This window comes from Gordonia mangrovi (assembly GCF_024734075.1).
In the GTDB taxonomy this organism is placed as follows: domain Bacteria; phylum Actinomycetota; class Actinomycetes; order Mycobacteriales; family Mycobacteriaceae; genus Gordonia; species Gordonia mangrovi.
Genome location: NZ_CP102850.1, coordinates 1700517 through 1715040, shown reverse-complemented (window position 1 = coordinate 1715040; position 14524 = coordinate 1700517). Strand labels below are relative to the sequence as shown.

General features: G+C 66.9%; 12 protein-coding genes. 6 read left to right on the top strand and 6 right to left on the bottom strand.

Annotation, left to right across the window (positions count from 1 at the left end; translation table 11 throughout):
• The first annotated feature begins 58 nt into the window (after nucleotides 1-58).
• Complete coding sequence (locus NWF22_RS07810; RefSeq protein ID WP_160903856.1) at nucleotides 59-2674, top strand: LuxR C-terminal-related transcriptional regulator; 2616 nt, start codon at nucleotides 59-61, stop codon at nucleotides 2672-2674.
• On the opposite strand, the gene NWF22_RS07805 is transcribed toward NWF22_RS07810, so the two are convergent.
• On the bottom strand, nucleotides 2649-3311 hold the full coding sequence (locus tag NWF22_RS07805) for a phosphoribosyltransferase (protein WP_160903855.1): 663 nt from the start codon (nucleotides 3309-3311) through the stop codon (nucleotides 2649-2651). The two genes, NWF22_RS07810 and NWF22_RS07805, sit on opposite strands and share 26 nt — an antisense overlap.
• Nucleotides 3312-3315: 4 nt before the next feature.
• Nucleotides 3316-3765 (bottom strand): nuclear transport factor 2 family protein, encoded by a 450-nt coding sequence (locus NWF22_RS07800; protein ID WP_160903854.1) that lies wholly within the window; start codon nucleotides 3763-3765, stop codon nucleotides 3316-3318.
• A gap of 102 nt (nucleotides 3766-3867) precedes the next feature.
• On the opposite strand from NWF22_RS07800, the gene NWF22_RS07795 reads away from it, so the two are divergent.
• A complete protein-coding gene (locus NWF22_RS07795) occupies nucleotides 3868-4752 on the top strand; it encodes an SCO6745 family protein (protein ID WP_160903853.1) in 885 nt (294 codons plus the stop codon).
• A gap of 79 nt (nucleotides 4753-4831) precedes the next feature.
• On the opposite strand, the gene NWF22_RS07790 is transcribed toward NWF22_RS07795, so the two are convergent.
• A complete protein-coding gene (locus NWF22_RS07790) occupies nucleotides 4832-5836 on the bottom strand; it encodes a DMT family transporter (protein ID WP_233751786.1) in 1005 nt (334 codons plus the stop codon).
• Nucleotides 5837-5981: 145 nt separating this feature from the next.
• On the opposite strand from NWF22_RS07790, the gene NWF22_RS07785 reads away from it, so the two are divergent.
• Complete coding sequence (locus NWF22_RS07785) at nucleotides 5982-7154, top strand: ATP-grasp domain-containing protein (RefSeq protein WP_160903852.1); 1173 nt, start codon at nucleotides 5982-5984, stop codon at nucleotides 7152-7154.
• Between the two features lie 28 nt (nucleotides 7155-7182).
• Here NWF22_RS07785 and NWF22_RS07780 read toward each other — a convergent pair whose 3' ends face one another.
• Nucleotides 7183-8586 (bottom strand): guanine deaminase, encoded by a 1404-nt coding sequence (locus NWF22_RS07780; RefSeq protein ID WP_160903851.1) that lies wholly within the window; start codon nucleotides 8584-8586, stop codon nucleotides 7183-7185.
• Nucleotides 8587-8681: 95 nt separating this feature from the next.
• Between NWF22_RS07780 and NWF22_RS07775 the strand changes: the two genes are divergently transcribed.
• Nucleotides 8682-8864, top strand: coding sequence for a hypothetical protein (locus NWF22_RS07775; RefSeq protein WP_160903850.1), 183 nt, complete (start codon nucleotides 8682-8684; stop codon nucleotides 8862-8864).
• A 77-nt stretch (nucleotides 8865-8941) separates the two neighbouring features.
• Complete coding sequence (locus NWF22_RS07770) at nucleotides 8942-9595, top strand: GAP family protein (RefSeq protein ID WP_160903849.1); 654 nt, start codon at nucleotides 8942-8944, stop codon at nucleotides 9593-9595.
• A gap of 20 nt (nucleotides 9596-9615) precedes the next feature.
• Here the strand turns inward: NWF22_RS07770 and NWF22_RS07765 are convergent, their stop codons facing one another.
• Together NWF22_RS07765 and NWF22_RS07760 are read right to left on the bottom strand one after the other, a co-directional pair.
• Nucleotides 9616-11514 (bottom strand): alkyl/aryl-sulfatase, encoded by a 1899-nt coding sequence (locus NWF22_RS07765; protein WP_160903848.1) that lies wholly within the window; start codon nucleotides 11512-11514, stop codon nucleotides 9616-9618.
• A gap of 127 nt (nucleotides 11515-11641) precedes the next feature.
• Complete coding sequence (locus NWF22_RS07760; protein WP_160903847.1) at nucleotides 11642-12640, bottom strand: TIGR00341 family protein; 999 nt, start codon at nucleotides 12638-12640, stop codon at nucleotides 11642-11644.
• Between the two features lie 183 nt (nucleotides 12641-12823).
• Between NWF22_RS07760 and NWF22_RS07755 the strand changes: the two genes are divergently transcribed.
• Complete coding sequence (locus tag NWF22_RS07755) at nucleotides 12824-14410, top strand: MFS transporter (protein WP_160903846.1); 1587 nt, start codon at nucleotides 12824-12826, stop codon at nucleotides 14408-14410.
• Nucleotides 14411-14524: the final 114 nt, after the last annotated feature.

Sequence of the window (14524 nt, the reverse complement as noted above, 5' to 3'; positions counted from 1 at the left end):
TACCGCTACCCACCCTGACCTGTGTCCCGACGAAGGCTGTGAGACTAAACTCTCCGCCATGTCCTCCGATTGGCCTCTGGTCGAGCGCGAGAAAGAGTTCCGCATCATCGAAGCCGCGCTGCGCGGTGAGACGAATGCGTGTGGCGTTGTGCTGACCGGCGATTCAGGTGTCGGCAAGACCACGTTGGCCCGGCACGTCACGGCCGCCCTCGACGGGGGCGTGCGGTGGGTCGCCGGTACCGAATCCGCCCGCAGCATCCCCCTCGGCGTGTTCGCCCATCTCGTCGGACCGGCCACCTCCAGCGACCCGGTCACCTACCTCGCGGCCGCAAGGGAATCGCTGCTGGCCGACGGCAACGTGGTGATCGGCGTCGACGACGCGCATCTGCTCGACGAACTCTCCGCGACACTGCTGCACCAGCTCGCCATCGACCGCGCCGTGCACATCGTCGCGACCGTCCGGTCCGGGGAGACCGTCCCGGACGCGGTCACATCGCTGTGGAAAGACAACCACCTCACCCGGATCACGTTGTCACCGTTCAGCAAACAGCAGAGCGTCGAACTGATCGAGTCGGTGCTCGGCGGTCAGCTCGAAGGGCTGTCGGCCGATCTGATGTGGGAGGCCTCGGGCGGCAACGCGCTGTTTTTGCGGCACCTCGTCGAGGGCGCCCGGCAGGCCAACACGCTGCGGCAGGTCAATGGCATCTGGCAGTTGCGCGGGCGCGCGGCCATCACCTCCGAACTCGCCTCGTTGCTGGAGAGCCGGATCGAACAGCTCGACGACTCGGTGCTCAACGTCCTCAAATACCTGGCACTGTGCGAACCGCTCGACATCGACGTCCTCGGCGACCTCGCCGGCGACGAAGCCGTCGAGGAGGCCGAGATCGCCGGCCTGGTGCGCATCCTGCGCGACGGCCGCCGACTCAACGTGCAGTACAACCACCCGCTGTTCGGCGAGGTCATCCGCCATCGGCTGGGGCTGGCCTCGTCACGTCGGCTACGCGGCAAGCTGGTCAAGGCGTTGCAGGCGCGGGGCACCGACACCGCGGCCGAGCGGATCCGGCTGGCCGACCTGGCGCTGGAAAGCGATGTCGCGGTGGACTCCGGGCTCATGAGTGCCGCGGCGCGCGACGCCCTTGCTTTCGCCAACGCCCCACTCGGTGAACGTTTCGCCCGCGCCGCGGTCGCCGAGGGCAGCGGCTTCGGGGCCGCCGAACCCTTGGCGCGGTCGCTGATGTGGCAGGGTTTCGCCGCCGAGGCCGACGACGTGCTGGGCGGATTCCGCGCCGACGACCTCAACGAGATCGAGCAGATCTACTGGGGTGGCCTGCGGTTCGCGACCGTCTTCTGGGCCATCGGTGACGCCGACCGCGCCGATCAGGTCCTGAACATGCTGCAGGAGGAGGTCACCGACCCCAATCTGGCTCTCGTCGTCAAGGGCATCGCGTCGACGTGCGCGATCTTCGAGAACCGCGTGCAGGACGCGATCGCCCTGGCAGAGGAGGTGCTGACCTCGCCCAAGCCCTCACCGTGGGCGGTGGAGTGGGCGGTGTTCGGCGGAAGTCTCGCCCTCGCGCTGACCGGGCGGGGCACCGAGGTCGCTGCCTTGGCCGTGCGCGCCCGGGTGGCCGAGGCCGTGACCGACGGGCTGCTGCGCTTCCCCGCCGGTTTCGGCGAGATCCTCGCGCTCACGCTCACCGGCCAGCTCGATGAAGCCGCCACCCGCGCCGACCGGTACGTGCAGTTCTCCAACATCGGCCAGTATCTGGGCTGGGGGATGGCCGGCATCCTGGTGTCGGTGGTCGAGATGGCCCGTGGCGACAGCGTGTCGGTCGGGCGCCGGATGGAGCAGACCCTGGCGACCCTCGACAGTGGTCGTGGCGCGGCCGAATCCTGGAACTATCCGGCGATGTTCTATCTGGTGCAGGCGCTCAGCGCCGGCGGTCAACCCGAACCGGCCGAACGGGCGTTGCGCACGGCGCAGGACCGATTCGGTCGCCACATCGCGGTCTTCGGGCCGATGCTCACCATCTCGCAGGCCTGGCAGGAGGCGTCGGCGGGTACTGTCTCGCTGGCCGCGCAGACCGCGCAGCGGGCCGCGGTCGAAGCACGCGAAGCCGCGCAGTTCGCGATCGAGGCCGAGGCGCTGCACTCGGCGGCGCGGTTCGGTGATCCGTCCGGCGCCGAGCGGTTGCGCGAACTCGCCGGCCAGGTCGACGGCCCGCTCGCCGGGCTCTACGCGCGCCACGCGGGCGCGCTGGAGTCCCGGGATGCCGTCGAACTCGACTTGTGCGCAACAGAATTCGAGAAGCTGGGGTTTCGGCTGTCGGCCGCCGACGCGGCGGCGCAGGCCAGCGTGTTGCACGAGGCCGACGGGGGCCGCGCGGCGACCGTGGCGTCGGCGGCAGTGGCCAATCGGTTGGCGGCCGAATGCGGCGGGCTGCGAACGCCGGCGCTGGTGGAGTCCGCGCAACCGTTGCCGCTGACCACCCGGGAACGTGAGATCGCCAATCTCGTGGCGGCGGGCCTGTCCAACAAGGAGATAGCGCACCGTCTCACGGTCTCGGTGCGCACCGTGGAGGGCCACATCTACCGGGCCTGCACCAAACTCGATGTCGCCGACCGCTCCGAGATCGCCGCGCTGCTGGTCAAGGCGAACTCAGGCACCTCGTGACCTCGTCGTCGTCCACCTGTCGGAAGTCGTCATAGGAACCGCCGACGGCGTAGAACGGCTCCGGCGTGCTGACGCAGAACACCTTGTCGACCGCGTCGTCGTCGGTGAACCGGTCGAGCACGTCGCGCGGACCGGTCGGAACGGCGACGATCGCGGAGTCCGCTCCCGCGGCACGCACCGCCTTCAGCGCCACCTCCATCGTGGACCCCGTCGCGAGCCCGTCGTCGACCAGGGCGACGATCTTGCCGCTCAGTGCCAGCGGTTCGCGGCCTTGCCGATACCGGCTCTCCCGGTCGACCCGGATGCGGTCCTCGCGCTCCACGATCTCGCGGAACTGCTCCTCGGACACGCCGAGGCGGCGCGGCACGTCGTCGTTGACGACGATTTCGCCGGCCGCGATGGCCCCCATCGCGTACTCGGGGTGATTCGGAGCCCCGAGTTTGCGCACCACCAGGACGTCGAGCCGGGCGCCCAGCGCCGAGGCCACCTCCCGGGCGACGGGTACTCCGCCGCGGGCCAGGCCGAGCACCACGATGCGGTCGGCCGACTTCATCAGCTGTGCGTCGGCGCTCAGCAACCTGCCGAGCGCGGCGCCCGCCTCGGATCGGTTCGCGAAGACCTCACTACGGCGCCACATCGCGTCACACCCGGATCGCGGGACCGACGTCGAGAGCGAAACTCGGCACGTCGGCCAGACTCATCTTCGCCTCGTAGGTGCGGTCATAGCCGGTGGCGCAGATCCGCCACCCCTGATCGGTCCGACGATATCGATCGCGGTAGAAGGCCGCTCCGATCAGCATGAACTGAAAATCGGGCACGATGACCCGGTCCTGCAGATACCAACGGCCGGTGGCGGAATCACCCTCGATGTCGATCTCCGGATGGGTGACGCGATGTTCGGTGATCACCGCTGGACCCACCGAACTGCGCATGTACTCGACCAGTTCGGCGCGGTTGCCGAAGCGTAGGCTCGAGCCGTACTCGCCGGTGACGTCGACGGTGAGCGTCTCGGCGAACACATCCCAGTCCTTGGTGTCCAGGGCGCGCAAGTACCGGTACTTGAGCTGTTTTACCGACTCGAGATCATCCATGCTTCAAGGTCTACCGGGTCGGTCGCGTGCGCGGAAGGGATTGCGCCCAAGCCCCGGCGCAATGGTTGACAGGCTGCGGCACCGAACGCGAATGTGGACGACATGACCTCATCCGTCGGTGACTCCGACCAGCAGACCGCCCGCACGGCCTACGAGACCATCGAGCCCTTCCACGTCCTCGCCTACTTCAACCGGGGACTGCGCGAGGCGCAGCAGGACACCGGACTCGACGGTCGCGCCTTCTATGTGGGTGCGCGCGGAGCCCCGATGGGTGACTGTGATGCCGCGCTGGTCACCGCGGCGTTCTACAACTTCTCCGCGGACGTGATCACGCCTGCCTGGCAGGCCGCACGCGATGTGGGGCTGGATCGGGTGGCGGCACGCCGCGATCAGATGCTCGACGAGCAACTGCGTGCGGTGCTCGGCGACCGGGTCGACGACGCCGAGATCCGAGACCTCGAGAAGCGGTACCGGGAGATCGCCGCCGAGCTCCCGATGGGAGGGCGGCCGCTCGCCGCCGGGTGGAGTGTCGCCGCGGTTCCGGACGTTCCGCATGTGGCGCTGTGGCACGCGATCGCGATCATCCGGGAGTGGCGCGGCGACAATCACATCGCCGTACTCGTCAACCACCAGTTCGGTGGGCTCGACGCCGTCGTCTTCCATGAGGCCCAATTGCCCGACCCCACGATCCGCCGGCGGGTGCTGGGCCGCAAACGGGTCCAGATGACCCGGGGATGGTCGGATGAAGCATGGGAGGGCTCGGTGGACCGGCTCGTCGACCGCGGTCTGGCGACCCGGACCGATGCCGGTCATGAGCTGTCGGCGGCCGGTGTCGACCTCTATCAGGAGATGGAGGCGGAGACCGACGCGCTCACGGCGCCCGCCTGGTCGGGCAGCGGCGTCGACGACCTGCTCGACCGCACCCGTCCCTACGTCAAGGCGGTCATCGACGCCGGCGTGCTGCCCGGCACCCGCAAGAAGGACTGAAGGTTCTGGCCGCAGTTCCGGGTTCCGGCTTGGAACTGGAGGTGCGGCCGGACACTGCAGGTGCGGCCAGAACTTCCGACTACGAGGTGCTGCCGGGTGGGGGTGCGTCGATGTCGTCGGTGTCGAATTCGCTGCGCTGCGGTGTCGACGCGTCCTCGCGTCCGCGCCGCCAGCCGCCCTTCTGCGGCGGGGCCTCGCCGAAATGGTCGGGATCGCCCGAGCCGTACCAGGCGACCAGAACCGCACCCACCACGGCGCCGACGAAACCGACGATCGCCAGCCAGCCGAGACCGGGTTTGGCGTTGTCATTGAGGAACAGCACGCCCACCAGGCTGGGGCCGGCCGTCTCGCCGACCACCAGTACCGCGGTCACCCCGTTGACCGCACCGATCTGCAACGCAACGGTCTGTACAAAGAATCCGACCGCACCCGCGACGGCGATGGTCCAGGCGGCCGGATCGATGATCAGGGCGACGGGGTCGAAGGGATCGACACCGTCGAGGATGCGCACGGCGATCGCGATCACCCCGAACAGCAGTCCGGCGGTCGCGCCGCCGACGATCGCGGCGTGTTTGCCGAGCCGATAGACGCAGAACAACGCGATCGCGCACAGACCGAGGGTGGCGACGAACAACTCCCAGTGGAAGACGGCGCTCTCGCCGCCGCCGGTGTGGTGTTCGGCTGACATCCCGAGGAGACACAGCGACAGGACGACGAGCCAGATCGCGATCCAGTCGCGCGTGTGCAGCGCGATGTTGAGCATGATCGTGCCCAGCAGCGCTGTGACCACGAGGTTCGCCGAGACGATTGTCTGGGACAGGAACAGTGGCAGGAAGCGGGCGGCGAGTGCGCCGCCGGCGAAGCCGACGACCACCATCATCGTGCCGAGGATGAATGCCGGATCGAGGAAGGTGGAGGTGGTTGATCGCAGCGACGGCCCACCGGCCGCGTTGGTGTGTTTCGCCTCGACGCCCTCCGCACGCGCCGTCATCGCGACACGTCGGGCACCCAGGGCCCGCAACACGGTGGACATGCCGTAGGCGATCGCTGCGAGGCAGGCAGCGATGACGCCGATCATGAACATCCCACAACCTCCCTCGCACCGTCACGGCTGATCCGGACACACGTCAAGATTGTGCAACGTCTTCGGTGGGCTCGACTATTCCTTTTCCATCCGTTGACCGACGCCGGTGAGTGGGCCGACCGGTAGGCTCCCTACACTCACGACAGTGGGCATTCCCGGCAGCAAACGCGTCCTGATCACCTTCGGTCGGTCATTTCTCACGCTGGAATTGGCTCGGCTGCTGTCGGCGGCCGGCCATCGAGTGACCATCGTGGACAGCATTCCCATCGGGGTCACGCGGTTTTCCCACGCCACCGCCTCGTTCCATCGCGTCCCGGCACCGAAGTTCGAACCGCGCGCCTACTGCCATGCCCTCGCGAAGATCGTCGCCGACGAACACATCGACATGGTGATCCCCATTCACGAGGAAACCGACATTCTCTCGATGATGGGGGGTGTCTTCCCGCCCGAGTGTGAACTGTTCCTTTCCGATTTCGACACCGAGAATCGGTTGCACAACAAGTTCGAGTTCCAGCAGCTACTTGCCGCGAAACAGTTTCAGACGATGAAGTTCGCGCAGGTACGCGGACCGCGGGACGTCGCCGAGTTGGATTTCGCCGGCCCCTTCGCGCTCAAGGAGTGCTACTCGCGGGGATCGCAGCAGGTACACAAGGTGATGCCGGGGGATTCGCTTGATTGGCTCGATCACGATCCGCTCAATCCGTGGCTCGCGCAGGAGTGGATCTCGGGTAAGCAGTACTGCACCTATTCGATCGTCCGTGACGGCCGCATCCACGCCCACGCCACCTACCCCGTCGACTACGCCATCGGCGGGAGTTCGTGTCTCAACTTCCGTTCGGTGCGCCATGACGGCATCTTCGACTGGATTTCGGAGTTCGTGCGGGACATGAACTTCACCGGGCAGGTGGGTTTCGACTTCATCGAGCATCCCCACCGCGGCCTGTTCTGTATCGAATGCAATCCGCGGGCCACCAGCGGAATCATGATGTTCGCCCCGGAGGACGGTGTGGACCGGGCGTTCTTCGGATTCAACGATGACGTGATCACCCCGGACCCGAACGTGGACAAGATGATCGGCTTGGGCATGCTGCTCTACGGCTGGCGCAGGGATTCCCGCGGCGATCACAACCTCCGGCAGTTCCTCCGCGACTTCCGGCATTCGCACGACGTCATCACCTCGCCCGGCGACAACCGTCCCGCATGGATGCTGCCCATCGCCTATCTCGGCATCCTCCGCAGCTGCCTGAAATACCGGGTCGGTCTGGCCGAGGGTTTCATGCACGACCACGAGTGGGACGGGCTGCGCATCTCGGAGTGACCGATCGGGAAGAGCCGCCAAGGGGCTGTCAGTCCGGAGCTTGTACCTGCCGACCCCGCACATACACCTCGGCGATGGCGGGCTCCCGCAGACCCATCAACAAGGCGAACAACGTCTGGTCGCGCGCAGTCTCGGCATCGTCGGCGCGAATGCCCTGCGACAGAATCGCGTCGAGCGGTGGCCACCGTCCGGGTTCGATCACCAGGAAGTCGGCTTCCTTGCCGACGTCGAAGTTGCCGAAGCGGTCCTCCATGTCCAGGGCCCGCGCGCCGGCGAGCGTCCCGGTGAACAACATCTCGGCCGGATGAATCGCGACCCCGGCATCGCCCGGCTCGCTGAGGTGCACCTTGAACGCGTCGGACAGCACGCGTGAGATCAGCCATTCGTCGCCGGCTCCCACATCACTACCCGCGGCGACGGTGATCCCGGTGGCCAGGGTGCGCCGCCACGGCATGGTGCCGGAGCCCAGGAACAGTTGGGACACCGGACAATGCGCGATCGATGTCCCCGTCTCGGCCATCCGGTGCAACTCGGTGTCGGTGCAGTGCACGGCGTGGGCCATGATGGTGCGTCGACCTAGCAGGCTCGTGCCGCCGACGCGGCTGCCCGGCAGGAACTTCCCGTCGTAGGTGTCGAGGTAGGACTCGACCCCGAACAGCTTCTTGACCGTGTCGATCTCGCCGTCGCCCGGCCGGTTGTTCTCGTTGAGATGGGTGTGCACATATACGCCACGGTCACGGACTTCGGCATACAGTTCGCCCAGGTTGCCGAGCGTCTCGGTGGTCACCGACAGAGCGAACCGGGGCACGATCGCGGTGTGGAGGAGAGCGGTGTCAGGCGAGCCGGTGTCCGCCCCGTGCCACCGCTCGATCTCGGCTGCGGTGAGCTCGACGGCGTCACGTTCGGAGGTGAGCAGCGCAGCGGCCGACGCACCGCCGACAGTCTGGATGCCGCGTCCGCTGACCAGTCGCATCCCGGCACGCTGGCTCTCGGTGAACAGCGCATCCTGTGCCTGGGGGAACGCGGAGCCGAACACCATCGCTGCGGTGGTGCCGACGGCGACGCGGCGTGCGGTGAAGTCGCAGGCGATGCGGGCGGCGAACTCCGGATCGGCGAGGCGGGCCTCGGCAGGGAAGATGCAGGTGTCCAGCCATTCCAGCAGTTGGCCGCCGCCGTATGCGTCGACCGAGTAGGTCTGCGGGAAGTGGATGTGGGTGTCGACAAATCCGGGGATGAGGAAGGCGTCGCCGTGGTCTCGGATCGTCTCGGTGATGTCGGCCGGCCGGTCGTCGCGTGGCCCGCAGTAGGTGATGGTCCCGTCGTCATCGATGACCAGAGCGCCGTCGGGCAACCAGACCAGCGCGGCATCGGCGCCGGAGGCAGCGGGCCGTCCGGCGATGTGGAAAATCTGACCGAGGTGGGTGATGCTCACCCGGACACGAAAGCACAGGATGGGCTGGTCGGCCGGATGAGCGGTGGTGGGCTTGCCGGTAAGATTCCCGGCAACACGATCACCAGGGAGTTGTGATGAAGCGCAAAATGACCGCAGTCGCGGGGACCGCGGCCGCCGTATTCGGGATCGGGCTGCTGGCCGTCCCGACGGCAGCCGCGGCCACACCTGAACCCCACCAGGCCGCGAATGTGTTCGGTTCGGTGAGCATCTGCGTCAACATCCCGATCGGACCGGCCACGGTGAGCATCTGCCTGTGAATCGGGCCTGACGAGGTCCAACTCGTCGCGCGCGGCCGCGCAAGGACGCCGACACGGCCCGGACGGGAGAGAATCGGATGGGATCTGTACTCGGTGAGTTGTTACCGCTCGCAGTCGGCGTGGCTATCTCGCCCATCCCGATCATCGGGGTCATTCTGATGCTGCTCGGCCGGCATGCGCGCGCCACCAGTGTCGGTTTCGCGCTCGGCTGGCTGGTCGGAGTCGTGGCGGCCACGACGATCTTTGTGTTCGTCGGCGGTGCACTGGGAGACGAGGATTCGCCCTCGAGCGGATGGATCACACCCGCCCTCGGAATCATTTTGCTCCTCTACGGGATTCGGACGTGGCGTGGCCGGCACGCGGCGAGCGCGCAGCCGAAGTGGATGTCCGCGATCGACGAGATGCATGCCCCTGCCGCAGCCGGCCTCGGAGTCGTACTGGCGGCGGTCAATCCGAAGAACCTGGTGCTGTGCGCGTCGGCCGGTGTCACGATCGGCTCCGCATCGCTGGACGCGGGCTCCGTTGTGGCGCTGGTGGTGATCTTCACGAGTCTCGCGGCGACGACCGTCGTGGTGCCCGTCGTCGCGTATCAAATCGCCGCGGAACGGCTGCGCGATCCCCTCGATCGGCTGAAGGACTGGCTACAGGCCAACAACTCGGCCGTGATGGCCACGCTGATCCTCGTCATCGGTACCGCGTTGATCGGCAAGGGAATCGCCGGGCTCGGTTAGTGTTTCGCGCCCTCACGCGATCAGGGGGTGACGATCGCGAAGTCCGGGTCGGGCGCGTCCAGGTAACCGACCAGCTCCCGGAACCGGTCGAGGTCGCCCTCGACGGTCGCCGACCGCACCTTGATCGCATCGTCGAGGTCGAGGCCACCCAGCAGAATTCCCATCAGCGTCGACTTGCTGAGGGTGAACGTCACGTCGGTTTGGTCGCCCGAGTCGAGCGGTACGTCGAAGTGGACCAGTAGCCCGTTGCGCAGTTCGGTGCGATGGCGACGGTCGAGTCCGGCGAGGATCCAGTCGACGACGATGTGCGCGTCCCAGCACGCCGGGCCGTCGACGCGGAGGCTGACAGCGTCGAACAGCTGGTCGACCGACATCGCATTGGCGATGTCGACCGACGCCGTCGTGGTGGGCGTGCCGACGGGTCCATTGCGCAACTCGTAGGCGCCCATCAAGTAGAAATTGCGCCAGGTTCCGTTCTCCGCACCGTAACCGAGCTGCTCGAAGGTGTCGGCCTGCAGTTGTTTGGCCTCGTCGTTGTCCGGATCGGCAAAGATCACGTAGTTCAGCACGGTGGCCGTCCAACGGAAGTCGCCATCGTCAAAGGTCTTGCGTGCCTTGGTGATGGCCTCGTCTACGCCGCCCATGAACTCGACGTGGCGCTGCGCCGATTCCTCCGGCGGATGCTCCCACAGATGCGCGGGATTGCCGTCGAACCAGCCCATGTAGCGCTGGTAGATCGCCTTCACGTTGTGGCTCACCGAGCCGTAGTAACCGTGGGTGTGCCAGGCATTCTCGAGCGCCGGCGGCAGCGCGATGTCCTCGGCGATCTCCAATCCTGTTCGGCCTTGGTTCAACTGCCGCAGTGTCTGATCGTGTAAGTATCCGTACAGGTCTCGCTGTAGCGACAGGAACTCGGTGAGCTCCTCGGTGCCCCAGGTCGGCCAATGATGTGAGGCGAACAACACGTCGGACCGGTCGGCGAACATGGTGATGGCCTCGGTGAGGTACCGCGCCCACACATGGGGGTCGCGAACGAGTGCGCCGCGCAGCGTGAGCAGGTTGTGCAGAGTGTGAGTGGCGTTCTCCGCCATGCACAGTGCCCGCATCTGCGGAAAGTAGAAATTCATCTCCGCAGGTGCCTCGGTGCCCGGGGTCATCTGGAACTCGACGGTCACACCGTCGAGGATCTCGGTCTGGCCGGTGCTGGTGATGTTGAGTGTCGGCAGGATCAGGGTCGCGGTTCCGGTCGACGTCGACTGTCCGAGGCCGGCTCCCACGGCGCCCCGGGGTCCGCGCGGCAGCGCGGCACCGTACATGTAGGCCGCCCTACGTCCCATGGCCGTTCCGGCATAGACGTTCTCGGCGACGGCGTGCTCGACCATGCCGACCGGTGCCACGATCACGCACTCGCCGGCGTCGACTGCCTCCTGGGTCGTGACACCTTTCACGCCCCCGAAGTGGTCGATATGCGAATGCGTGTAGATGACCGCCGTGACCGGACGATCACCCCGATGCTCCCGGTAGAGTTGCAGGCCTGCCGCGGCGGTCTCGGCCGAGATCAGCGGGTCGATGACGATGACGCCGTCGTCGCCCTCCACGATCGTCATGTTCGACAGGTCCAGACCGCGCAACTGGTAGATGCGGTTGGCGATCTCGAACAGTCCCTGCTGCGCCACCAGACCCGACTGTCGCCACAAGCTGGGATTGGCCGTGGGTGGGCACTCCTCGCCGAGAAAGCCGAACTCGTCGCAGTCCCAGACGGTGCTGCCCTCGGCGTCGGAGATCACCGCGGGTTCGAGCCTGGCGACGAGACCCCGCGCCGCGGCGTCGACATCGCGGGTGTCGCCGAACGGCAACGTCGTGCGCGCGTCCGAGTTCGCGGCCGCCACTGCTTGACTGGCCTCACGGGGGCTCCCCACGGAGATCACCTCTTCATTTCGATGGATGTCACCGGTGCGCGGTGCTCGCTGCACCACCGGCAATCCGCATCTTTACCATCGCAGCGCGGTCACTGGGCTGTCCGCGAAGTGGACGACAGGCAAACATTCACTCGGGCGACAATCGTCCGCCGACGGTGTGCACGACGACGACGTCCGGGTTCCACGGCACCAGGTCGTCGACGGTGTTCTGCAGGTCCTCGATCGGCGGCAGTTCTTGCGGCGCCAGCACACTCACCGTCACCGAATCCCCACTCCACGACACGTCGGTCACCTCGGCGGAGTCGTATCCGGCTTCGGCCAGCCACTGGTCGGTGGCGGTCGATACCTGCCGCGTCCAGAGCGACGAGAGCGAGTTGGCGACCATCGGGATCGCGACCACCACGAGCGCGATCGCCAGTACCACATACGCGCGTGCGCGGGGCCGCTGCGGACCCGCACCCGCCTGCACCGCCAGCTCGGCGGCCTCCCGTCCATAGCGGCCGATGGTCATCACGATCGTGGCGGTGATGATCATCGCGACCACGTTCGACGCGAACAGCACGAATGCGCCCAGTGCGAGCGAGGGGGCGCCCGAGCCAAGGCAGACGCCGACGACACCCAGCGGCGGCACCAACGAGATGGCGATGGCCACCCCGGGCAGGACGTCGCCGACGTCGCGACGGGTGATGGCGATAGCGCCCACCAAGCCCGTGGCGATGGCCGCCAGGAGGTCCACCAGGGTCGGGGAGGTGCGGCCGAGGACCTGAGAATTGGATAGGACACTGGTCGGATTGGGTAGCAGCTGTGACATCACCACACCCAGAGCGGTGACCAGCACCACCCCGATGAGGACGTAGGTGACGCTGGACAGGATGAGTCGCCCACGCGCGGTCACGATCCCGAGCCCGACCCCCAGGATCGGGGTGGACAGCGGTGCGACGATCATCGCGCCGATCACGGTGGCAGTGCTGTCGGCGACGATCCCGGCGACAGCGATGACCCCGGACAGGGTGAGCATGATCCAGAACGCGGACTGCTTCGAAAGTCGTTCGCCGACCGAAAAATCGAGTCGCTCGAGGAGTTCGTCGAGAGTGCGACGTTGAGAATCGGGGATGAGGGTGAGCACCGCTGCGGCGCCTTTCTTCTCGACGACACCACCCGGGCACGGGTGTGTCTTTGGTGGGAGATCTTAGATCCGCAGCTGCGGTGGAGTCTCGCCTCCACGCGGAATGTCGCCTGGATGTGACTCCGGCACTGCGATTTCCCGCACAGGGATGTCGGCTGACGTCCGACGTCGTACGCTCGACGCGTGACGGCACCCGTTTCCACCAGCGATGACGGTGTCGCGCCCGCGCGCGCGGCGATCGTCCTGACGGCTCTGATCCTCGTCGCGGGGGTCGCGAACATCAATCTCGCGGTCGCGAATGTGGCGCTCCCGGACATCGGCGAGTCTCTGGACGCCAGTTCGACCCAGCTCAACCTCATCGCCGTCGGCTACTCGCTGGGGCTGGCTGCCTCGGTGCTCTATTTCGGTGCTCTCGGCGACCGGTACGGCCGCAAACGCATGCTCGTGTTCGGCATGTCGTTGTCGATTCCGGCGTCTCTGGTGGCCGGGTTCGCGCCGTCCGCCGAGGTGCTGTTCGGCGCCCGGGTGGTCGGCGGCATCTCCGCCGGCCTGGCCTTCCCCACCACACTGGCGGTCATCACCGCGCTGTGGTCGGGGTCCAAGCGGACCAAGGCCATCGCGGCGTGGTCGGCGTTCGGTGCCGCGATCTCGGCCTCTGGCCCGGTGCTCTCGGGCGCACTGCTGGAGGCCTTCGAGTGGAACGCGGTCTTTCTGGTCACCCTGCCACTGGCCGCGATCGCATTGATCGGCGCCTGGTTCCTGGTCCCGCAGGACAACGGCGACGACGCCGCCACCGTTGACAACATCGGTGGCATCCTGTCCATCGTGTTGGTCGGCGCGACGGTGCTCGCACTCAACTTCGCGCCGCTGGGCGACAAGGGCACGGCCGTCCTCGTCCTCACCGCGATCGCGCTGCTCGCGGCCGTCGCATTCGTGATCCGCCAACTTCGGGTCCGGGTGCCGCTGTTCGATCTGCGGATCGCGCGGCGGCGCACCTTCTGGGTGGCCGCGGTCGGTGGCATCATCATCTTCGGCACCCTGATGGGTGCGATGTTCGTCGGGCAGCAGTTCCTGCAGAACGTGCTCGGCTACTCCACCCTCGAGGCCGGCTCCATGGTCATCCCGGCCGCCCTGGCGATGGTGGTGGTGGCGCCGTTGTCGGCCAGGCTGGTCGAGTCCATGGGCTCGCGGTTCACACTGCTGCTCGGCTACGTGTTCATCGTGGCCGGACTGGTTGTCGCCTTCCTCACCTGGGACGAGGGCACCTCGTTGTGGTCGGTGATCGGCGCGTACCTGCTGATCGGTATCGGTGTGGGTTTCGCCGGCACTCCCGCCTCGCACTCGCTCACCGGTTCGGTTCCGGTGCAGCGTGCCGGCATGGCATCGAGTATGTCGGATCTGCAACGCGATCTCGGTGGCGCGATCATGCAGTCGCTGCTGGGTGCGATCCTCACCGCGGGCTACGCGAAGTCACTCTCGGAGTCGATCGCGTCGGCGCCGCAGGCAGACCAGATCACCGAGCAGACCGAGGCCGCACTGACCAAGTCGTTCTCCAGTGCCGAGGTGCTCGCGTCGCGTTATCCCCAATACGCCGATCAGATCATCACCGCCGCGCGGAATGCCTTCGTGGACGGCGATACCCGCGCCTACGGTGCCGCCATCATCGTCGTCGTACTCGGTGCTCTGGTGGTGCTGTTCGGCTATCCGAACCGCGCCGGCGAGCGCGAGGCGATGGCCCGATATGCCGCTCAACAACGACTGACCGACTGATCGGTGTCCGGCGTCGTCGCCCGACGTCACCCATGTCCGAAATGTGACGATACCTATTGTCATGATGCGTCCGGTGGTGCGCATTTCTGGACGCATGACCCAACTGGTTCGTCG

What these genes read in the sequence shown, in the direction of transcription:
- NWF22_RS07790 (WP_233751786.1), bottom strand. Translation starts at nt 5,836, where the DNA reads ATGTTCATGATCGGCGTCATCGCTGCCTGCCTCGCAGCGATCGCCTAC.
- NWF22_RS07805 (WP_160903855.1), bottom strand. Translation starts at nt 3,311, where the DNA reads ATGTGGCGCCGTAGTGAGGTCTTCGCGAACCGATCCGAGGCGGGCGCC.
- NWF22_RS07800 (WP_160903854.1), bottom strand. Translation starts at nt 3,765, where the DNA reads ATGGATGATCTCGAGTCGGTAAAACAGCTCAAGTACCGGTACTTGCGC.
- NWF22_RS07770 (WP_160903849.1), top strand. Translation starts at nt 8,942, where the DNA reads ATGGGATCTGTACTCGGTGAGTTGTTACCGCTCGCAGTCGGCGTGGCT.
- NWF22_RS07795 (WP_160903853.1), top strand. Translation starts at nt 3,868, where the DNA reads ATGACCTCATCCGTCGGTGACTCCGACCAGCAGACCGCCCGCACGGCC.
- NWF22_RS07810 (WP_160903856.1), top strand. Translation starts at nt 59, where the DNA reads ATGTCCTCCGATTGGCCTCTGGTCGAGCGCGAGAAAGAGTTCCGCATC.
- NWF22_RS07775 (WP_160903850.1), top strand. Translation starts at nt 8,682, where the DNA reads ATGAAGCGCAAAATGACCGCAGTCGCGGGGACCGCGGCCGCCGTATTC.